Source organism: Halioglobus sp. HI00S01 (genome assembly GCF_001635445.1).
Lineage (GTDB): Bacteria > Pseudomonadota > Gammaproteobacteria > Pseudomonadales > Halieaceae > Halioglobus > Halioglobus japonicus.
In genome coordinates this window covers 39,765-58,726 of the sequence record NZ_LWEE01000163.1, presented here as the reverse complement: position 1 = coordinate 58,726, position 18,962 = coordinate 39,765, and the positions used below count along the sequence as shown (strand labels likewise).

Sequence of the window (18,962 nt, the reverse complement as noted above, 5' to 3'; positions counted from 1 at the left end):
CTTCCGTACTTAGGCCTTATCTGCGCCCACAACCCACATGGCGTAGAACTGGGCGCCACCGCCGTAGGCATGGCCCAATGCCAGTTTAGCGCCTTCAACCTGGTGGTCACCCGCGTCACCACGCACCTGACGTGCAGCCTCGGCAAAGCGAATCATGCCCGAGGCACCAATCGGATTCGATGACAGCACGCCCCCTGAAGGGTTCCAGGGAATATCGCCATCTTCATCCAGCGACGTTGCGCCCTCCATGGTCAGCTTCCAGCCCTCGCCCTCCGGGGCGAAGCCGAGGTTCTCCAGCCACATCGGTTCGTACCAGCTAAACGGTACGTACACCTCAGCACAGTCGAGATCCTTGCGCGGGTCGGTAATGCCTGCCTGCTTGTAAACATCCGCCGCGCAATCGCGGCCAGCCTGTGGGTTCACCTCATCGCGACCGGCGAACATTGTCGGCTCCGAGCGCATCGCTACGCCGCGAATCCACGCGGGGGGCTTGGATGCCTTTTCTGCCAGCTCTTCGTTAGCAATGACCATGGCACAGGCGCCATCGGACGACGGGCAAGATTCCAGGAAACGGATCGGATCCCACAGCATGAAGGATTCCTCGACTTCCTTCATCGTGATTTCAGGCAGTTGCAAGTGCGCCAGAGGATTGCGCGCGCCGTGCAGTCGATCCTTGACAGCCACCTTGATACCCACGTCGTAGGGGGCGCCGGAGCGGCGCATGTACTCGCGAATGATTGGTGCGAAATAGCCGCCCGCACCCGCATTCAGGTGGGTGGAAAAAGGCTGTGGATTTGAGAGGGCCCACATCGCGTTCGACTCTGACTGTTTCTCAAAGGCCACGGTAAGCACCCGCTTAAAGGCGCCACTTTGCACATGCGATGCCGCTACAAGTGCCGTTGAGCCGCCCACCGAGCCAGCCGTGTGGACGCGCAACATGGGCTTGCCATTACATCCCAATGCGTCGGTGAGATATATCTCCGGCATGATAACGCCCTCGAACATATCGGGGGCTTTGCCGATGATTACCGCGTCGATGTCATCCCAGGTCAGCTCTGCGTCTTTGAGGGCATTGACCGCCGCCTCGCGCACCAGACCTGCGATCGATACGTCGTCGCGTTTGGTCGTATAACTCGTTTGGCCAATCCCGACCACTGCTGCCAAATTTGTCATTATGCTTTCTCCCCTTTCTCTACCACGGCCACCAGGTTGTGCTGCAGGCATGGCCCAGACGTGGCGTGAGCCACACCGCGTTCCGCCTCACCGGCAATAATTCGATTAAACACCTCCCCAACCCGGGACAGTCCAGAGGCCATCATGAGGTTACCTGCCAGCACACCACCCGACGGATTAACACTGGTGTCCTCCGACAAGCCAAGTGCTCGGCTGAGGATGATTTCCTGGTGACTGAAAGGCGCATACAACTCGGCGACATCCACCTTGCCGTTACTCACACCCGCTCTTTCTGCAGCCTTACGCGTTGATGGGGAGTCGGTCAGATCGCGCATCCCCATATTGTGGGTTTCGATAATATGGTCGATGCCGGAGATCACAGCGTAGGGCTTACCCCAGGCCTTGGCCTTCTCTACAGTTGCGATCACCATCGCACTTGCACCGTCAGAAATGGGGCAGATGTCTGCCTTGCGCAGAGGCGACACAAACGTGTCCTGTGCGAGTACATCATCCACAGACAGCTCGCCTTTGAGCTGCGCGTGAGGATTATTTTCCATCGCGTTACGACGAGAGGCTGACACAACCTCAGCCATATCGCGCTCAGTGATAAGACCCTGATCCAACATCATGCGCGCCTGCATCGCCGCCAGGGAGATCGTATCGATCCATTGTGGCGCCAGGTAATAAGGATCCAGTTGCTGTGACAGCACGATCGGCAGTTCGCCGGGAGAGGACTTGCCAAAGCCGTATACGAGCGCGGAATCGGCGTGCCCCATCTTGATTTTCAAGATGGACTCATACAATGCCCAGGCTGCATCCATCTCCACATGGGATTCCTTGATAGGCGGCACTGCGCCCAGGGCGTCCACACCCATCACAAAGGCGAAAGCTGCGCCCTGCATATAATCGCAGGAGCCCGAACATACGAAGTCCACGTCCTGGGCACTGCTGATACCGACCTGTTCATACACGCGGCCCAGCACTGGCATGATCAGTTCTACTTCGTTGCACGCCCCTGCATCGGAGACGGCGTCAGACTGTTGATACCCTACTATTGCAATTTCTTTCATGATCAAACCTCCAGCCCGGTCACTGGCAGCTTGCCAATCTCATCTACAGGCACATCGGGCTCCTCGATAGGTTTGAAATACTTGATGTTATCCATGGAATAATCCCACTCTTCCTCTGGCTTCCACACTGCCTGGACACGCTGTCCGATACGCACTTCTGCGTTGTCGCACTCACTCATCAAGTGGATGAACGAAATATTGGCACCGTCAGCGACAAGGTTTGCCACTACAAATGGCGGTTCAATCGCATTGCCGGGAATCGGGATATGGACGATCGTGAACGACTGCACAGTGGCCTTGTCCGCGACATTCACTTCCTCTTCAGTTGGCAGGCCAGTGGCGGGACAGGAACCACGCGGGGGCACATAGACCTGCGCATCCGGCGCCGCCCGACGCTGACCGGTTAGAACGCCATTCTTCAGCTGACTCAGAAAGCGGGCGGGCGCCGCTCCCGCGGTAAAGTTGTACTTCAGGTAAATGGGAACTTCGATGCCGGTGATCATTTCGTTTTCTTCACTCACTGTCAGCTACCTCCTACACAAGCTCGAAATGGCGTATATCATCGATATACCCGCGTGTTTCTTCAGCCCAAACAGCCCGCACACGCCCGCCGGTGGCAATATCTGCTTCATCGCGCGCTGCCACACGATGAATCATGGGCACGTCAGCGCCGTCCAACCTGATCATGGCCCAGGCAAAAGGCGTATCCATGGGGTGTGCCTCGCGTGGTTGCTTAACCCAGGCAAAGCTGACGATCTCGCCTTCCTGGCCCACTTCGACAAACTCACTGAGTTCCTCGGCTGTATCGGGGTCGTATTCCATGGGCGGAACAATGACCCGACCGTCGGTGGCCTTGATGCCGACAATGCTTCTGTGTTTGAGCGCGGTGAGAAAGCGCCCTACGACTGGCCCGGTTGAGCGGGTATAGGTGTAACCAAGAGTAAATTCCTGGTTCAGGATTTCTGGTTGCGACACGCCGCAGCCCTCCTCTGGACTGATTCAGTAGAGCGATCAGTATCAGCGAGCTGACATTTGCGCTCAATGACGCGGCTGATCAACCTGTAGTGACTTTTCAGATCATTATGATGAACCAGAAGGGCATTACCCGGCCTGAGGGATGGCCAGCCGCACATATTCGACGATAATGCACGACACGCATAATTCATCAGGAGAGAGTAAATGGCTGTAGCAGCTTCGGGATACCTACGAATCGGCGCCACCGATGTCGATGCATGGATGGGCTTTGGCACCGGTGTACTGGGCCTGATGGAGGCCCAGCGCGATGACGCCAGCGGCGCGCGTTACCTGCGCCTGGATGATCACCCGTTCCGGCTGATGATCGAGCCCGCCGAAGCCGATGGCCTGATCGCCACAGGCCTGGAATTTCCAGACGAAGATGCGTTCCGCGCCTGTTGCTCGGCCCTGACGGCAGCGGGACACGATGTAGCCCCTGGCTCAGAGGCGGAAGCCAAGCGTCGCGCTGTCACCGCCTTCGCTATCACCCAGGACCCCTCTGGCAATGCACTTGAGCTGTACTGGGGCCGCGAACTGGATTACACCCCGCTCGTATCACCACAGGGCATTGCCAACTTCGTCACCACCTATCAGCAAACCGGTGACCTGGGCTTTGGCCACCTGGTGTTACCCGCACTGGAATTCGATGCCACCACTGATTTCTATACCGAGATCATCGGCATGGGCATTACCGACATCCTCTACCCTCCCGGCATGGACGGCGCGAAGATCCACTTCATGCACGCGAACAATCCGCGTCAACACTCCCTGGCCCTGTTCAACGGCCCTCACCCACTGGGTGTGGTACACATTATGGTAGAGGTGGAAACCATGGATGAAGTGGGTCGCGCCATGGATCGCGCCAAAGCTGCGGGCTCACACTTCCTGGCTACCCTGGGCCGTCACATCAATGACAACATGTGCTCGGTGTATCTACTGGCGCCGGGTGGCATTGCCGTGGAATTCGGCTGCGAAGGCATGCTGATCGATCCTGAGACCCACGTGGCCACGGTCAGCACCGAAGGCGATCTGTGGGGACACGAATACAACTTCCCAGGAATGAACGACTAAACTCTCTGCCTGCCCGGGGCGCATCTGCCCCGGGCTTACGCTTTCGCGCTACTGCCTAATTGGCAACCTCAATACTCACCGGAATCCAGCGGTTGAGAATGTACTGCAGGCTGCCGTTGGCCCTCATTAACTCAAGCGCGCGGTTCAACTCCTGCTCCAGCGCAGCATTATCCTTCTGCACCACCCAGGCCAGCACCTCTTCCGTCAATGGCGTATAGAGACTGATGAGGTCACCATTTTCCGGCGCATTGGCCAGCTGCCAACTGGTGGGGGCATCGTGTAAGTAGAGGTCAATCTCGTCGGCGCGCAGGCCATCGAACGCCGCGTCCGGGTTATCGAAGTATTTGAGCTCGGCATTTTCGAGATTGGCTTCAGCAAAACGGGCCCCGGTGGTATAGGGCTCAACACCCACGCGCACGCCCTCGCGGTAGATCGCCCATGGCTGCGAGTGCGTCCCAAGCTTACTCTGGTGCAGAATGGGCATCTGCCCTACCTTCAAGTACGGCTCGCTGAAGCGCATCTTCTCAAGACGCGCGTCGGTGATGCTGATGCCAGACATAATGACATCAATGTCGCCCGCGTCGAGGGCTGGCAACAGCTCCTCAAAGGGCAGCTCAACCAGTTCAACGCGCATATTGAGTATTTTGCCCACAGCGCGCGCATTGTCGGGTTCCACCCCATAGATTTTCCCATCCTGTTTGAAATGCAGCGGTGGGTAGTCTGCGGATAAGCCCACTTTGAGCACGCCCGCTGCCTGGGCGGGAATCACCACGAGTGCGAAAAGAAGGCTGAGGAAGATCTGTCTGAACATAGTCATACCCTGTCGAATGCTGAGCGAGAATGTACCACCGACACCGAGGCAGGCAAACGAAAAGCTGACCTAAATCGCCGGATAGCTTACACTGCTCGGACACAACTAAGGAACCATGACGTTGAGTGAACCCAGCAAAATTGACCGCAATCTACTCCAGGATTGGCTGCGTCAGACCAAAGTTGATTTCCATGTCTGCAGCAACTGCGAAGGGCTGCACATCGAGGCACTGCAAGATATAGAGGGCTTGATCGACAGCCGGCTGTTTCTGGAACCCTGGGGGTTATTGCTGACCAGCGAGCTTGAGATACGCCCGATGGCGCTGCTGCCACTGGCCGCCGACCTCGGCCGCCTGAATATGGAGTACCCCACACTGAAACTGTTTCAGGACGTGGTCGACGACGCAACGCCACAGCTGGTGGTTGCCGGCGTGCTGCCGGCTGGCGCGGGACTCACCCTCGAGCAGGTCGCCAACTTTCTCTCCATCGTCATTGGTGCAACCCGACAGATCGCCGACGAATGTCTGCGCCTTGACTACCTCTTTGCCCAGGCTGGCAATGCCCAGCCCGGCTCCAACGCACTTCACTGACCAAAACTTCCATGAGCGCAGAAAATAATAAAGATCACGTATTCGCCTTCTACCAGACTGTGGCCCAGCGCGAGGGCGACACCCCGCTGCCCATGGCCAAATACTTCAGCGAGAACGCCGAATGGCGCCTGCCCCGCAGCAGCCCTATGCACGGCAAACTCAAGGGGCTGGAAGCCATCGCGGGCTTGTTCGGCGGCGCCGTGGACGATTACTACCAGCCTGGCTCCATGCAGTACGACTATCACGCCGTCATCGCCGATGCGGATTTCGTTGTCATGCAGTTCACCCTCAAGGCAGTGACCGCCAACGGCCAGGACTACGAGAACGACTACTGCCTGCTGTACCGCTTCGATGATGGCCTGATCAGCGAGGTTCGCGAGTTCTTCGACACCGCCACGCTGTTCGCCGTTCAGCCGCCTGATTACGGCTAAACTCCCACCCCTGCCCCAACTTTGCTCATGGCAGGGTTTAATAGCTTGAATTGGCGGTCACTACCCGCTGAGCATTCATCCTCCGTGCCTCACTTCTGGGCTATAGTCCCGCTTGATAAGTCGAACAAGTGGAAGTGAAAATAATGTCCGTTAATGGTGCTGCCGTTTCCGCCAAAAAAGCGGAGCTCACCGCCTCTGGCGCCTTTTTTGAAGTAGGCCCTATCGAGGTCGAAGGTAGGGAATACCAGGGCTACAAGCACGCCCCCGCCACTGCGCTGGAAGTGCTCAACAACGCCCGCAACCACGGTGCCCTGGACTTTCTGGTCTATGAGGGTAGCCGCTACACCTATACACGTCTTTTTGCCGAGGCCGATGCGCTGGCCGCCCAGCTACAGGGCGACTACGAAATCGAAAAAGGCGACCGCGTTGCAATCGCCATGCGCAACAATGCCGAGTGGATGATCACATACTGCGCAGCCACACTGATTGGCGCCATTGTTGTGCCGATTAATAGCTGGGGTAAGCGCGAAGAATTCGAATATGCAATTTCTGATTGCAAGGCCTCACTGCTGGTGTGCGACGAAGCGCGCTTCCGCTTGATTGAAGCTGACTACGCAGCGCTGAACATTTCTGCGATTGTCGTGCCGACCAGCGCTGACTTTCAGCGCCCGAGCGAGGTAGCTCTGTTCGACGATGTGGTGAGCGCGGGGGAAGACCAAAGCTATACAGCGCCGGATATTTCGCCAGACGATGGTGCGATTATCCTCTATACCTCCGGTAGCACTGGTTTCCCCAAAGGCGCACTCCACCGTCACCGCAGCATTGGGCAGGCACTGACGAACATGATGTTCCTCGGTCTGCTTGTCGCAGAGTTCGAAGGAGGCCCACGGGAGTATCGCGGTGGCGCCGAGCGTGAGACGCCCATGCTGACAGTGCCCCTATTCCACGCCACCGGCTTGCTGGGCGGTTTCTATCTGCCCATGATGCTGGGCCAGAAAGTGGTCATGATGTACAAGTGGGACAGCAGTCAGGCACTGGCTCTGATTGAGCAGGAGCGCGTCACGGGTGTTTCAACCGTTCCGGCTATTCTGCAGGACCTATTGAACAACCCAGACTTTGACCGATACGACACCAGCTCGCTGATGCGCATTAGCGCTGCGGGCGCAGCAACACCCGCAGGCCTGCCCGAGCTGATTGATGCCCGGATCGAAGATCCAAGCCGCTCAGCTGGCTATGGCATGACCGAGACCATGGCCGTGGGTGCGACCATGAGCGGCGCCCTGTTTGATTTTCGTCCTGACAGCGCCGGCGTAATCTCACCGATCATGGAGATGCGCTTCGTGGCTGCGAACGGTGAAGAAACGGCAAGCGGCGAGCCCGGTGAAATTCAGATGCGGGGCATTTGCTGCACCGAGGGCTACTGGGAAAAACCCGACGCCAATGCCGACACCTTTTCCAAGGACGGCTGGATGAGCACCGGCGATGTGGGCAAGCTCGATGAAGAGGGATTTCTCTACATAACCGGACGGATCAAAGAAATCGTGATCCGCGGCGGTGAGAATATTTTCCCGGGCGAGATCGAGCAGGCCGCGTATGAATTATCGTCCGTCCGAGAAGTGGTCGTATTCGGCGAACCCGATGAGGCCATGGGTGAGGAAATGGTCATGGTCGCCTTCCCGGAACCCGATTCCGGCCTGGACGAGGCAACATTGAGAGATTTCCTCAAAGGCCGTCTCGCGGGCTATAAGGTGCCACGCACCATTGTCCTAAGCGATTCTGCCCTGCCTCGCAATGCCAGCGAGAAACTGCACAAACTCAAGGTCAAAGAGGCCTATCTCGGCAACTGAGGACATCGTATGAAGCTCACTCTGGATAACCGCGACGATCGCCTGCTAGGCAAAATCCTGGGCACCCAGGCTGAGCACAACGGCGACACGCGCTTCCTTGTCACCGACGACGTCACCATCACCTTCGCCGAGGCGGATGCACAGACCAACTGCCTTGCGAATGGACTGCGAAGCCTCGGCATAGGCCCGGGTGATCGGGTAGTGCTGCTGCTGTCAAACTGCCCCGAGCTGGTACTGCTGACACTGGCCATCAATAAGTTGGGAGCTATATGGGTTCCGATTAACACGGACTACAAAGGCGAATGGCTGGCCGACGCCATTGTCGGCAGTAAGCCGGCGCTGGTTGTTACTGACACTGGCCTGGCGCCAAGACTGGCGGATATTTGCGACGCACTGGGCGACGTTCAGTATGCGCTGCTGGGGGATGCGTCAGCATCGCTGCTCCCCGGCGCCGTCAGGTACCAATCACTGCTGGGACACGCACCGCTGCAACCAGACTACAGCCAGCAGAACTGCTCAGATACCTGCGCCATTCTGTGGACTTCCGGCACCACCGGTAAATCCAAAGGCGTCATGCAGAGTCATAACAACTGGATTCGGGCCATTGTGGAGGGAGCCTCCATTCCCTACGACTCCGCGCCGGACGATGTTATCTACTGCCCTCTACCCCTCTATAACTCGGGAGCATGGATTACCTGCGTTTATCGCGCGCTGATTGAAGGTATCCCCTGCGTTCTGGAACAGAGGTTTTCCGTCAGCACATTCTGGGAGCGTATTAATCACTTCGGTGCCACCCAGGTGTTCGCCATCGGCGCCATGGGCAGTTTTCTCATGAACACCCCAGCCAGCGCCGACGACGCCAGCAATACCTTGCGCAAAGCCCAGATTGTGCCCATGGCGCCGCAGCTGTGGACAGCCTTTGAGCAACGCTTCGGCGTCGAGCTGATTACCTCGGGGCTGGGCATGAGCGAATGCCTGCTGATCATGAATCACAATAACTGCAATTCGGACGTGCCCTCCTACGCGCTGGGGCTGCCCACCGACGATCTGGACCTCAAGCTGTGCGATGACGAGGGTCGCGAAGTCGCACCAGGCACGCCCGGCGAAATTTGTATTCGGGCCAAACAACCGAACGCGCTGTTCAATGGCTACTTCGACAACCCGCAAGCGGATGCCGCGAGCTTTCGGGGTGACTGGTTTATGACTGGCGACCTGGCCAGATTCGACCCCGAGAGCGGCGCTTACTTTTTTGCCGATCGCAAGAAAGATGCCGTGCGTTTTGCGGGCCGTAATATCTCAACACTGGAAGTAGAGAGTGTGGTGCGCCGCCATCCCGATATTGCCGACGTGGCTGCATTCGGTATTCCAGCGGCGGAAAACAGCAATGAAGACGAGCTCAAGCTGGCCCTGATTCTAAAGCCGAAAAGCAAACTTTCTCCTGAGGCGCTGTGTCAGTTCATCAATGACAATGCACCTTACTTTTTTGTCCCGCGCTACATCGATTTCGCGACCAGCCTGCCCTACACGCCCACCCAGAAGGTCCAGAAATTCGCCTTGCGGCAGCAGGGCAACTGCGCATCCACCTGGGATTTGAAGAACTCATCCTTCAAGGTGTCACGGTAATCATTCAGCGCTTGTTACTGCGCACCCTTTAGCGTTATATTCGAACCACTCTTCGGAGTGTGGTACTACTTTTTCGATGTATAAATCTAACAGTCGGGGTGTAGTAATGACTCAAATAGTCTCTTTTGGGGCTGCCATGGCAGTATTTGCGGTATTCGTAATGACAGGCCTAGGCCCGGTAGCAGGTTGATAAGCTCGTCGCGCTTCGATGAAGCGCGAGCCTCTATTTTTCCGTGACGGCAGCATCGCCACTCACTTCTTTAAGCTGGTTCAAATAAGCAACCACTCTTGCGCGACCTATGAGGGCACCTGCTCTGTCGCCACAGCTCGTTGCAGGGTCTCCGCCTCAACGCCGACCAGATTGCGGTAGAGAATCCCGTAGGCGATAAGCATCATCGGCACTGTCCAGATAAAGGGAATACCCAGCAGCAGCATCGACCCGGCCACAATCAATATAAATACCAGGTCATACCCGAATACGGCAAACCAGTGATGGCCGATAATCTTTCGACTACTTTCCAGCGCCTCCCATAGGCCCATTTTTTTGTCTACCATCAGGGGCAGCGCAATCTGGTAGGACACCGCGAGATAAATCCCCGGAAGCACAAGTAATAGCAAGCCCAGAACAATCAGCAGATTCATTAGTATGGCCAGCAGGAATACCTTCAAGGTTTGGTCGTACCAGGCAAAGATGCTCTTGGGATTAGGTGTGTATCCACGCGCGATCGCCACACCGATAAAGCACAGCCCGATGGCCATGGGCGTGAGCACAAGCGTTGTCACCAGGTCGCCGATGAACTTGACGGGACTGCCCGGATCGGGCACCTCGCCACTGCCCGCGCCGTCCAGCAGGCCAAAGAACACGCCCATGAGAAAGGCCAGGCCCATATAGAACAGCATCGCCATCCACACGGCGCCCTTGTTTCCCAACGTCCGCTCCCAGGCCTCCGTGAGCACTGCGCCAAGACGAAATTCAGTGTTACCTTCGAGGCCCGCCTGCAAACTTCCCTGTTCAGCTTGTTCTTCGATTATTATATCCATTCGCCGTCCCGCTCCCAGGTAACATTGATATACTCAGAATATAGCATCTCTTTAAAAGGACACAGCATGCTTTCTGTCGCTCGACCAATGCGTATCATCGCATCTGCAGGTATCGCCTTGTGCTTCACAGGGACTGCCCACAGTGATACCAGCGACAGCGAGAAAGAATCACCCTGGCTGCTCACGCCTACCGTCAGTGCCGACCCGAAACTGGGTACTACGCTAGGCGCGGTCGCTGGCTATATTCACAAGTTCGACTCGGAGTCGGCGCCATCACTGATTACCAGTTTTGGCACCTATAGCGATACTGATTCCTACGTCGGCGGCGTCTATGGCGATACCTACTTTGGCGCCGATGAGCACAAGCTGATGTTTGGCTACGTCAACGGCAAGATCCGCAACGAATACGACGATTTCCTGGGCACCGGCGTCTCGGCAAAGACCGAGGATAATATCGAAAGCCTGTTTGCCCGTTACCTGAACCGCATTGGCGACAGCCACTGGTATATCGGTGGCCAACTCATCATGTCCGACTATGTCGTCGGAGCAGATGGCATCTTCGACCGCATTCTTGAGCAGATCGGCCTTACCGGCTTCCAATCCAACGGCATTGGACTGGTGGCTGAGCTTGATGACCGTGACCATAACCGCAACCCCACCAGCGGCCAACACCTGGTGGCTTACAATGTGGCCTACCGCGAGGGCCTCGGTGGCGAAGAGTCATTTGATTCCCTGCAGGTGAATTACTCGCATTACTTAAAGTTCGGTGCCAAGGAACACGTGCTCGCCACCAACGCGCGCGGCCGCTGGACGCACGATGCACCAACCTCCGGGTTTTCATCCCTCAATATGCGTGGCTATACGCGGGGCAACTACCTGGGGGAACACTATTCACACATTAACCTCGATGCCCGCTTCAACATCAAGGGGCGCTGGGGAGCGTCGTTGTTTGGAGGGCTGGGTTGTCTCTACTCCAAAGTCTCGGCCTGCGATGACTCGGACAATTTGTTTCCCATGCTCGGCGCAGGCATTATTTTCGACCTGAAGCCCGATGCTGGCATTGTGCTGCGCCTGGAGTATGCGGCAGGCAAGGACGACAACGAGGGCTACTACCTCAGCCTGGGACAACCCTTCTAGGCAGACTGCGGGAACCCGAGTTCCTCAGCGACAATCCGGATTTCTGCCACCTCTTCTTCACTGATCTCGCCGTCGGCTGCAGCCACCGCATGCATGCTCTCGACAAAATGCGCCGCTTGCTCCGTCGTAAAGAGTTCTGTTCCGTGGCCATTGAGGGCGGTACGGCAGCGCACCTGCGACATGGCCAGTTCCATGATCAGATCAACTTCGCCACTGCCAAGGCCTGAGACATTGTTCAATACCTCGCGAATGGCCTCGCGCTCCGCATCATCCATGCGGTTGTCTGCCATCGCCACGCGGGTCAGCGCCAGTGAGAAGGCCGATAGATAGAGCGAAGTTCCGGGTCGTGCTGGTCAAGCAAGCGCAACATCTGGCTGGTATTGGCGGACATCGCCTCGCTAACGGATTTGATCTCACCATCTTCCAGATGAAGAATACGATCTGCCACGTCCAGAATGCGATTGTCGTGGGTCACGAGTACCACAGCGGCCCCCTGATCGCGACACAGCACCTGCAACAAATCCACCACGTTGCGACCCGACTCCTTGTCCAGCGATGCCGTTGGCTCATCCGCCAGAATCAAAGAGGGTCGCGATAACGTCGCCGGCCTTGACCTGGTGGCCCTCTTCCACCCGTAAATCCATGATGACCGAGCCCAGACCTGAGGGTCCCGCGAGGCGCAATACACCGCCCGCAGGCTCAATTCGGCCGAGGCTGCTGACGAGCCTGGGTTGAGCCATGGCATGCTGGATGAAAAGCAACATGAGTACCGCAAAAATTGCACTGGCGCGGCGCATAACGGAGGTCCCTCTACGTATTATTGTGCCTTTAAGAATAGATAAGATAAGTGCTTTGGCAAGGCGCTTGTTCTGATGCAAACTACGCCTCCTCGCAAGAAACACCATTACAAGGAATAACCTCCATGGGCAGCACCCACACCTTCCAGCAAGATCCTCGCAACGCTGACATTCAGATCAACATTAACGGCGAGCTTTTCCACCGCGATCAGGCTGTTATATCCGTTTTCGACTCAGGCTTTATCCTCGGTGATGGCATCTGGGAGGGGCTGCGCCAACACCACGGGGTCATTCCATTTCTGAACAAACATATGAAGCGCCTCTGGGAAGGTGCCAAGGCCCTGGACCTGGACTTACAGATATCGCAGGATGAGCTAAGGCAACGGCTTTACGCCACCCTGGACGCCAACGGCATGGAAGACCACGTGCATATCCGCTTGATGGTGAGCCGCGGCATTAAGGCAACACCCTACCAGGACCCCGCTGTCACCATTGGCGGCCCCACAATCGTAATTATCCCGGAGTACAAGAACCCCGACCCCACTCTCAATGATCGCGGCGTCAATCTGTACACCGTGTATGTGCGACGGGGCTATGCGGATGTGCAGGATCCGCGCATCAATAGCCACTCCAAGTTGAACTGCATTTTCGGCTGCATCCAGGCGGCAAAGGCCGGCGCTGACGAAGCCCTCATGCTCGACCCTCACGGCCATGTCGCCACCTGTAACTCCACGCACTTCTTTATCGTGCGCGACGGCGAGGTCTGGACCAGTAGCGGCGACTACTGCCTCGACGGCATTACCCGCCGCAACGTTATCGATTTGTGTAAGGCCAACGACATTCCGGTGTACGAGAAAAACTTCTCGGTGATGCAGGCCTACGGCGCCGACGAAGCCTTCGTCACTGGCACCTTCGCCGGGCTTACCCCGGTTTTTGATATCGATGGCCGCACCATCGGTGACGGCAAGCGTGGCCCCATGGTCGATCGCCTCCAGGTACTCTACAAAGACATGATCGCTGCCGAATGTGGTCGGGGCCGCGTATGACAATCAGGATTGCCATGTGGTCGGGCCCGCGCAACATTTCCACTGCGATGATGCGCGCCTGGGAGAACCGACCTGACTGCGAGGTCGTAGATGAACCGTTTTACGCTGCATATCTCGCCGCGACCGGGCTCGATCATCCCATGCGTACTGACATCCTGGCCGCGCAAAGCAACGACTACAACACCGTGATCGAGCAGTTGACCGGAGCCAACGTCGCCAGTGAGCTGCAGTACCAAAAGCACATGACGCACCATATCCCGCGGGGAATGGACATGCAGTGGTGCAAGCCCCTGCGTCACTGTTTTCTGATTCGCGACCCGGCCGAGATCATTGCTTCCTATGTGCAGAAGATGCCCGGCGTCGATGAAGACGCCATTGGCATTACCCGGCAGGCAGAACTGTTTAATGAGATCACGGACATCTGCGAGCAAGCTCCTGCAGTGATCGATTCCAATGATGTGTTACGCAATCCGGAGGGGGCTTTATCCGTACTGTGTGAACAGCTGGGGTTGCCCTTCAACGCCCGACACATGCTGCAGTGGCCTGCCGGGCGACGCGATTCTGACGGCGCCTGGGCGCCCCATTGGTATCACAACGTCGAGCAATCAACCGGCTTCGGGCCTTATCGACCGAGCCAGCCAGCGCTGCAGGGCGCACATGCTGATCTGGCGCAGGCAATGCAAGCACCCTACCAGCACATGTGGCAGCGACGGATTCAGGCCTGACGCTTACTGCTTGCGCCACTCATAATCGATACGAACCCGGGTGCCACTCGGGGCGTCGGCGTCTGGGGCAACCAGTCGATAACTGAAACCTGCCTCAGGAATGGCTGCACTACCGAAAGGCAGCTTGGGGTTCTGGTAGCGAGTGGGCGCCGCGTCGGTGAACTCACTCACCGGCGCAAAAGCTTCGGTGCGCTTGACCTGCATCTCACCATCAACAGCCTGGTAGTATTCGATGCCCCGCTCGTACGGCTGTAGTGAAAACGGTGCATCCGCTGAATGCTCGGAACGCAGCAGGCGGTCGTAAATACGATACTGGGTCTTACCCTGACGAATGCGCAGGTCAAACAGCGACGATGCCGACTTGCGTGCCCGCCGGTCTTCGCCGGGCAGCAGCGAATTGACAATGGTATAGCTGTACATCAGCTTACGCCCATCCCAGCCAATAGACTCCACCGGTGGCAACTTGCCATTGAGCTCCTCAGCGCAGGCCTTGCGCTGTTGCTCGCTGACGTCGGTGGAGTAAAACGCTGGCTGGCGCTGAAAACACATGACGTCGACAAACGCCTTTTCCAGCTGCGGCTGGGCCTCATCATCAAACTCCCACCAGGTCCAGCCATCCTGCTCCTGGAAGTATTTGTCGGGCATCATCGGAATGCGGAATTCCTGGGGCGTGGAATCCACTACCAGCAGGAACCCTTTGCCCGGACCGAATTCGGCGGGGTCGTTCTGGCTCCACAGATACTCGCCGTTGTAGTACCACATGACGACACCGGGGCGATAATTCGCCGAGAATGCCTCCATCTCGCCTTTCTCATTAGGAAAGAAGCTAAAGCCGGGGTGCGACAACCCCTGATCGTAGTTCTTCACCTTGGCGAAGGTGGCGTAAGGGTCACGATATTCCAGCACATAGAAGTGCGGTACTGTCAGGATGTGAGAACCTCCGGACAAGGTAAAGCCCTTGCTCTTCCAGCCACTGTTTAACTCAGCTGCTTCAAAGTCATCGCTGAAATCAACGGCTTCAAATGCCACGTTATCCACCAACGCGCCATTTTCCGCGGCGGCCATATCAGTGAAATAGGTAATACGCAGAGTGACTTTCTTGCCGCGATAGGCTTCGAGATCAAAACTGGCAGTCACCCACTGGGCGACGCTGCAGGGATCAACGCTGACATCGCCTATGCTGTCTTCGGCATTGCGCCGATCCGCGGCGGGGTCACAGGTGGGGGCGGTCTCCACCTTGTTATCGCCATCGAGATCTCCGCTTAGACCCGTAAAGCCGGGAATACTACCCTGCCCTTCGTGCCCCTTGTTGGACGGCATAACACTCTGCTTATCACCCACATCCTGTTTGTCCATTGGCATAATGCGATCAAAGGCGCCGCCGTCCGCCGCGATTTCCACGTACAGGTAATCCCACTCCGCCTCGATTTCGAACCACAGGTCCATCGATAGTTGCAGCGGTGCTGATGCCGGCACGGAAGTGAGATCGAAATCGCGCGACAAACTGCGATTCATATCGTTGCCCTGACCGGAATACGCGGCCTGCTTGCCATTGGCAGCCGTGAGCGGCCCCAACTCGATCTCGCGATACTTCGGGGGAAGAATTACCATCGCCGCATCACAGGCGTCGCCCGTCGCACCGGGCTGTCCCGACCAGTCGTTCATCGTCTGCAGGTACAGGCTGCCCTGCGACTTGCCACCAAACCCCTGGGGACGGACCACGCAGGGATCCATCCAGCCCAGCACCATACGACTCCAGGCACTCATCTCCTGGGGCGAAGGGCTCGCCGTAGAAGACATCACGTCCCAGCCCGCGGTGGAGTTGTTGGTAACCCGCGCATAGATATCCGGCAACCCCAGAGAGTGGCCAAACTCGTGGATAAAGGTTGCCACTTCGGTGTATTCGGACTGCATGTTGTAATCCAGCACCCACAGGCCATCGCCCAACTCGATGCCACCTCGCACATTCATCACGCCATCAACCTCAGGGCCGCTGTCGAGGTTGTACTGCAGGGCAAAGCGATGCGGCCAGATTCGATCGGCGCAGGCTTGTTCGTCAGGTGTGAGTGAATCAAAGGCGTCTGCACTGGCATTGGGGTTGAGCTTCTCACCGAGCTTGTACAAGCCCTGGCAGGATGACTGCCCCTTACCCGCCACAATCATCACGAAATGGTCGATGTAGCCATCCGGCTCGTCGCGATTTCCGTCGCCATCAAAATCCTGAGGGTCCCACTGGTCGTAGTCAGACCAGGGAAAGTCGGGATGTTCCGCATACGCTGTTTTGAGCGCGTCCACGACGAGTTCACTGGCCCGCTCGTCGCTGCGCCACTGACCATCGCTGGTCTGCACCGGTCGTCCATAGTGGCTGAGGGTCTGCTTGAGCTGCACTACCGGAAATATATCGCCGGTAATGTTGTATCGCCCCTTGGACGCGTGGCGGTAGTAGTGTGAGAGCGTGTCTTCAGCCGGGTTTGTAGGGCCGCCGGCGAACAGCAGCTCCTGAAAATACGCGCGGTTCTTTTCGTCCTGACGGGGGTCACCGGTAAAGCGATCGTAGCCAACATCGTTAAAGCTCACCGGTAGAATCAACAACTTGTGCGGTTTGTCCGCTGGAGCCAACGCCGGCTGGATGGAGTCACTGGCGATCTGCGGGTGACCAAGCTGGTCAAACTTCATGCCGGCGAGGTTATCCACCATCTCAATGGCGTCCTGGGACACCGGTTTGGCGTGGACAGCGACAGCCATTGTCGCAGCAAATCCTGCGGCAATAAAAGTTCGTAGTGACATGCTAAGCCTCATTATAGGATTTTGCGCCAGTCTAACCGCAACGTGAGTCCCAAGACTACAGCGCGGCGAAATCGGGGCAACGTCAGGCGCGCGCCACCAGAATGCCGCCAATGACAATCAGCGCCGCACCACCGAACAGGTAACCGAGATTCATTCGGGTATACTCGCTGAAGACAATCAGCCCCAGCACCACCGACACCAGGGTACTCATGTTGGCCAGGGGGACCAGCTTGGAAATGGGCTCGGCATACACCGTCAGTCCCAGTGCCAGGCAGACAAAACCCGCTCCAAATAATAGGCCGTGTCCCGTCGCGTAGGCGCCAGCCTTAAGCGAATGGCTATTCTCGGGAAAAGCGAAATACGCCACCAGCGACGCAATGAAAATACCTGCGGCAAAATAGACAAGATAGGGGCTCTGCCCTATGCCGATGTCGTTGCTCTGCTTTTGCAGTAGCGCACCGATGCCGAACGCAAACGCGGGAAGAACGCCTCCCACCAATAAACCCATAGACTGATTCATAGCTACCCTCTCCTGTCGTCGTGCATTCAAGCACGAGTCGCAGTCGGGGTGAAGCAAGTAGTGTGACAAGGAAATCAGGCGGCTTTGAAAGCAAGCCGCCAGAAGGCTGACGCTCCGGAACCGGAGCGTCATGGTGGTGCGATCAGGAAGACAGCCCCTGTACGTTTTCCAGGGCTTCGGCATACTCGTTCAGCAGCGAGTACATGATGTCACGGCAGGATTCCTCGGTATTCATCTGGCCAACCACCTGGCCTACCGGGTTAAAGGCCACTTTCTGACAATCCTCCACACCGGCGTAACGATGCGTGCGGCGCACCGCGTCGAAGGTCAGATAACCCTGAAGCGGCATGGGCAATGGGTCAGGCGTGTCTTGCTGTTCCCAGGCCTCCGTCCATTCGTTCTTCAACATACGGGCAGTCTTGCCAGTAAAGGAACGCGAACGCACGGTGTCTTCAGAGCTGGCAGACTTGTAGGATTCGCGCTGTGCAGGCTCGGCCTGGGCTTCAGTGGAAATTAGCCAGCGCGACCCCATCCAGACGCCTGCGGCGCCCATGCTCATGGCGGCCAACATTTGACGACCATTGCCAATACCACCGGCTGCCAGCACCGGCAGCGGCGCGACCGCATCAATCATCTGTGGCCACAGCACCATGGATGTAACTTCACCCGCGTGACCGCCACCCTCTGATCCCTGACACACGACAAAGTCGAGCCCGGCTTCTTTGTGGGCGATACCGTGCTTAAGGCGCCCGGCCAGTGCCCCAATCAGGCGACCAGCGTCGTGAACCTGCTTGACGATTTCGGGTGGAGGTGTGCCCAGTGCATTCACAATCATCTTGCACTTGGGGCGCGTAAGGGCCTCATCCACGAGAGCCTGTGCCTGCACCGCAGAAAAGCTCAGGCTGATCCCATCATTAGCATCGGGCCACTCGGGCACACCCGCATCATTGAGCAGCTTGGCGGTAAAATCCCGGTGCTGCTCTGGAATCGCCGCCTGGATCATCGCCACCAGTTCCTCGGGTGTCGACTTGTCCATACCCTCGTACTTCTGGGGAATGGCAGTATCCACACCGTAGATGTGATCGCCGATATGGGCGTCGATCCAGTCCAGTTCTTCCTTGAGCTGCTCGGCGGAAAAGCCCACGGCGCCCAGGACGCCAATGCCGCCAGCCTTGGAGACTTCAACGACCACGTCGCGACAGTGGGTAAAAGCGAAAATCGGCGCGTCGACGCCGAGTTGTTTGCAGAAATCGGTTTGCATCAGCCTGATCCAGTTATGG

Annotated in this window: 20 protein-coding genes; 8 read left to right on the top strand and 12 right to left on the bottom strand. The window is 57.3% G+C overall.

The window, feature by feature from the left end; translation table 11 throughout:
- Positions 1-9 precede the first annotated feature (9 nt).
- The 4 genes from A3709_RS15325 to A3709_RS22700 are packed head-to-tail and all read right to left on the bottom strand — an operon-like array spanning position 10 to position 3,218.
- Positions 10-1,173, bottom strand: a complete 1,164-nt coding sequence (locus A3709_RS15325) for a thiolase domain-containing protein (protein ID WP_066056412.1) — start codon at positions 1,171-1,173, stop codon at positions 10-12.
- Complete coding sequence (locus A3709_RS15320; protein ID WP_066056409.1) at positions 1,173-2,243, bottom strand: lipid-transfer protein; 1,071 nt, start codon at positions 2,241-2,243, stop codon at positions 1,173-1,175. Before A3709_RS15320 ends, A3709_RS15325 begins: the two co-directional genes overlap by 1 nt.
- 2 nt (positions 2,244-2,245) lie before the next feature.
- Positions 2,246-2,764: a Zn-ribbon domain-containing OB-fold protein gene (locus A3709_RS22705; protein ID WP_229801567.1), complete on the bottom strand. Its 519-nt coding sequence runs from the start codon at positions 2,762-2,764 to the stop codon at positions 2,246-2,248.
- Positions 2,765-2,777: 13 nt separating this feature from the next.
- Positions 2,778-3,218, bottom strand: a complete 441-nt coding sequence (locus A3709_RS22700) for a Zn-ribbon domain-containing OB-fold protein (RefSeq protein WP_082850150.1) — start codon at positions 3,216-3,218, stop codon at positions 2,778-2,780.
- A gap of 204 nt (positions 3,219-3,422) precedes the next feature.
- Between A3709_RS22700 and A3709_RS15310 the strand changes: the two genes are divergently transcribed.
- Positions 3,423-4,328: a VOC family protein gene (locus tag A3709_RS15310; protein WP_066056404.1), complete on the top strand. Its 906-nt coding sequence runs from the start codon at positions 3,423-3,425 to the stop codon at positions 4,326-4,328.
- Between the two features lie 55 nt (positions 4,329-4,383).
- Here A3709_RS15310 and A3709_RS15305 read toward each other — a convergent pair whose 3' ends face one another.
- On the bottom strand, positions 4,384-5,139 hold the full coding sequence (locus A3709_RS15305; protein ID WP_066056400.1) for an ABC transporter substrate-binding protein: 756 nt from the start codon (positions 5,137-5,139) through the stop codon (positions 4,384-4,386).
- Positions 5,140-5,260: 121 nt separating this feature from the next.
- Between A3709_RS15305 and A3709_RS15300 the strand changes: the two genes are divergently transcribed.
- From A3709_RS15300 to A3709_RS15285, 4 genes are all read left to right on the top strand, one after another.
- On the top strand, positions 5,261-5,728 hold the full coding sequence (locus tag A3709_RS15300) for a YbjN domain-containing protein (protein WP_082850148.1): 468 nt from the start codon (positions 5,261-5,263) through the stop codon (positions 5,726-5,728).
- 11 nt (positions 5,729-5,739) lie between these two features.
- A complete protein-coding gene (locus tag A3709_RS15295) occupies positions 5,740-6,159 on the top strand; it encodes a nuclear transport factor 2 family protein (RefSeq protein WP_066056394.1) in 420 nt (139 codons plus the stop codon).
- Between the two features lie 143 nt (positions 6,160-6,302).
- Positions 6,303-8,006 (top strand): class I adenylate-forming enzyme family protein, encoded by a 1,704-nt coding sequence (locus tag A3709_RS15290; RefSeq protein ID WP_066056390.1) that lies wholly within the window; start codon positions 6,303-6,305, stop codon positions 8,004-8,006.
- Positions 8,007-8,015: 9 nt separating this feature from the next.
- Entirely contained in the window at positions 8,016-9,629 is a 1,614-nt protein-coding gene (locus A3709_RS15285) for an AMP-binding protein (RefSeq protein ID WP_066056386.1), read from the top strand.
- 297 nt (positions 9,630-9,926) lie between these two features.
- Here A3709_RS15285 and A3709_RS15280 read toward each other — a convergent pair whose 3' ends face one another.
- Positions 9,927-10,670, bottom strand: a complete 744-nt coding sequence (locus A3709_RS15280; RefSeq protein WP_066056383.1) for a hypothetical protein — start codon at positions 10,668-10,670, stop codon at positions 9,927-9,929.
- A gap of 66 nt (positions 10,671-10,736) precedes the next feature.
- Between A3709_RS15280 and A3709_RS15275 the strand changes: the two genes are divergently transcribed.
- Entirely contained in the window at positions 10,737-11,807 is a 1,071-nt protein-coding gene (locus A3709_RS15275; protein ID WP_156507791.1) for a hypothetical protein, read from the top strand.
- Here the strand turns inward: A3709_RS15275 and A3709_RS15270 are convergent.
- Genes A3709_RS15270 through A3709_RS23870 form a run of 3 tightly spaced genes read right to left on the bottom strand, consistent with a single transcriptional unit; the run spans position 11,804 to position 12,604 of the window.
- The gene (locus A3709_RS15270; protein ID WP_066056377.1) at positions 11,804-12,097 is read right to left on the bottom strand and encodes a TerB family tellurite resistance protein; all 294 of its coding nucleotides are present in this window, start codon (positions 12,095-12,097) and stop codon (positions 11,804-11,806) included. The two genes, A3709_RS15275 and A3709_RS15270, sit on opposite strands and share 4 nt — an antisense overlap.
- An 11-nt stretch (positions 12,098-12,108) precedes the next feature.
- A complete protein-coding gene (locus A3709_RS23875) occupies positions 12,109-12,390 on the bottom strand; it encodes a hypothetical protein (RefSeq protein WP_066056374.1) in 282 nt (93 codons plus the stop codon).
- Positions 12,374-12,604 carry a biotin/lipoyl-binding protein gene (locus tag A3709_RS23870; RefSeq protein WP_066056371.1) on the bottom strand — a complete coding sequence of 77 codons (231 nt, stop codon included), beginning with the start codon at positions 12,602-12,604 and terminating at the stop codon, positions 12,374-12,376. The genes A3709_RS23875 and A3709_RS23870 overlap by 17 nt, the downstream gene beginning before the upstream one ends.
- A 125-nt stretch (positions 12,605-12,729) precedes the next feature.
- Here A3709_RS23870 and A3709_RS15255 point away from each other — a divergent pair, with 125 nt between their 5' ends.
- Both A3709_RS15255 and A3709_RS15250 read left to right on the top strand, forming a co-directional pair.
- Entirely contained in the window at positions 12,730-13,650 is a 921-nt protein-coding gene (locus A3709_RS15255) for an aminotransferase class IV (RefSeq protein ID WP_066056368.1), read from the top strand.
- Positions 13,647-14,375: a hypothetical protein gene (locus A3709_RS15250; protein ID WP_066056366.1), complete on the top strand. Its 729-nt coding sequence runs from the start codon at positions 13,647-13,649 to the stop codon at positions 14,373-14,375. The genes A3709_RS15255 and A3709_RS15250 overlap by 4 nt, the downstream gene beginning before the upstream one ends.
- Before the next feature lie 3 nt (positions 14,376-14,378).
- Here the strand turns inward: A3709_RS15250 and A3709_RS15245 are convergent, their stop codons facing one another.
- The 3 genes from A3709_RS15245 to A3709_RS15235 form a co-directional block, all read right to left on the bottom strand.
- Positions 14,379-17,162, bottom strand: a complete 2,784-nt coding sequence (locus A3709_RS15245) for an immune inhibitor A domain-containing protein (protein ID WP_231871205.1) — start codon at positions 17,160-17,162, stop codon at positions 14,379-14,381.
- An 82-nt stretch (positions 17,163-17,244) separates the two neighbouring features.
- Complete coding sequence (locus A3709_RS15240) at positions 17,245-17,682, bottom strand: hypothetical protein (protein WP_066056364.1); 438 nt, start codon at positions 17,680-17,682, stop codon at positions 17,245-17,247.
- A 142-nt stretch (positions 17,683-17,824) separates the two neighbouring features.
- Positions 17,825-18,943, bottom strand: coding sequence for a nitronate monooxygenase family protein (locus tag A3709_RS15235; protein WP_066056612.1), 1,119 nt, complete (start codon positions 18,941-18,943; stop codon positions 17,825-17,827).
- Between the last annotated feature and the right edge of the window lie 19 nt (positions 18,944-18,962).

Coding starts and splice junctions, on each gene's coding strand:
- A3709_RS15250 (WP_066056366.1), top strand. CDS start 13,647: ATGACAATCAGGATTGCCATGTGGTCGGGCCCGCGCAACATTTCCACT.
- A3709_RS15280 (WP_066056383.1), bottom strand. CDS start 10,670: ATGGATATAATAATCGAAGAACAAGCTGAACAGGGAAGTTTGCAGGCG.
- A3709_RS15295 (WP_066056394.1), top strand. CDS start 5,740: ATGAGCGCAGAAAATAATAAAGATCACGTATTCGCCTTCTACCAGACT.
- A3709_RS15285 (WP_066056386.1), top strand. CDS start 8,016: ATGAAGCTCACTCTGGATAACCGCGACGATCGCCTGCTAGGCAAAATC.
- A3709_RS15275 (WP_156507791.1), top strand. CDS start 10,737: ATGCTTTCTGTCGCTCGACCAATGCGTATCATCGCATCTGCAGGTATC.
- A3709_RS15320 (WP_066056409.1), bottom strand. CDS start 2,243: ATGAAAGAAATTGCAATAGTAGGGTATCAACAGTCTGACGCCGTCTCC.
- A3709_RS15270 (WP_066056377.1), bottom strand. CDS start 12,097: ATGGCAGACAACCGCATGGATGATGCGGAGCGCGAGGCCATTCGCGAG.
- A3709_RS15240 (WP_066056364.1), bottom strand. CDS start 17,682: ATGAATCAGTCTATGGGTTTATTGGTGGGAGGCGTTCTTCCCGCGTTT.
- A3709_RS15235 (WP_066056612.1), bottom strand. CDS start 18,943: ATGCAAACCGATTTCTGCAAACAACTCGGCGTCGACGCGCCGATTTTC.
- A3709_RS15325 (WP_066056412.1), bottom strand. CDS start 1,173: ATGACAAATTTGGCAGCAGTGGTCGGGATTGGCCAAACGAGTTATACG.
- A3709_RS15245 (WP_231871205.1), bottom strand. CDS start 17,162: ATGTCACTACGAACTTTTATTGCCGCAGGATTTGCTGCGACAATGGCT.
- A3709_RS15310 (WP_066056404.1), top strand. CDS start 3,423: ATGGCTGTAGCAGCTTCGGGATACCTACGAATCGGCGCCACCGATGTC.
- A3709_RS15305 (WP_066056400.1), bottom strand. CDS start 5,139: ATGTTCAGACAGATCTTCCTCAGCCTTCTTTTCGCACTCGTGGTGATT.
- A3709_RS15290 (WP_066056390.1), top strand. CDS start 6,303: ATGTCCGTTAATGGTGCTGCCGTTTCCGCCAAAAAAGCGGAGCTCACC.
- A3709_RS15255 (WP_066056368.1), top strand. CDS start 12,730: ATGGGCAGCACCCACACCTTCCAGCAAGATCCTCGCAACGCTGACATT.
- A3709_RS23870 (WP_066056371.1), bottom strand. CDS start 12,604: ATGCGCCGCGCCAGTGCAATTTTTGCGGTACTCATGTTGCTTTTCATC.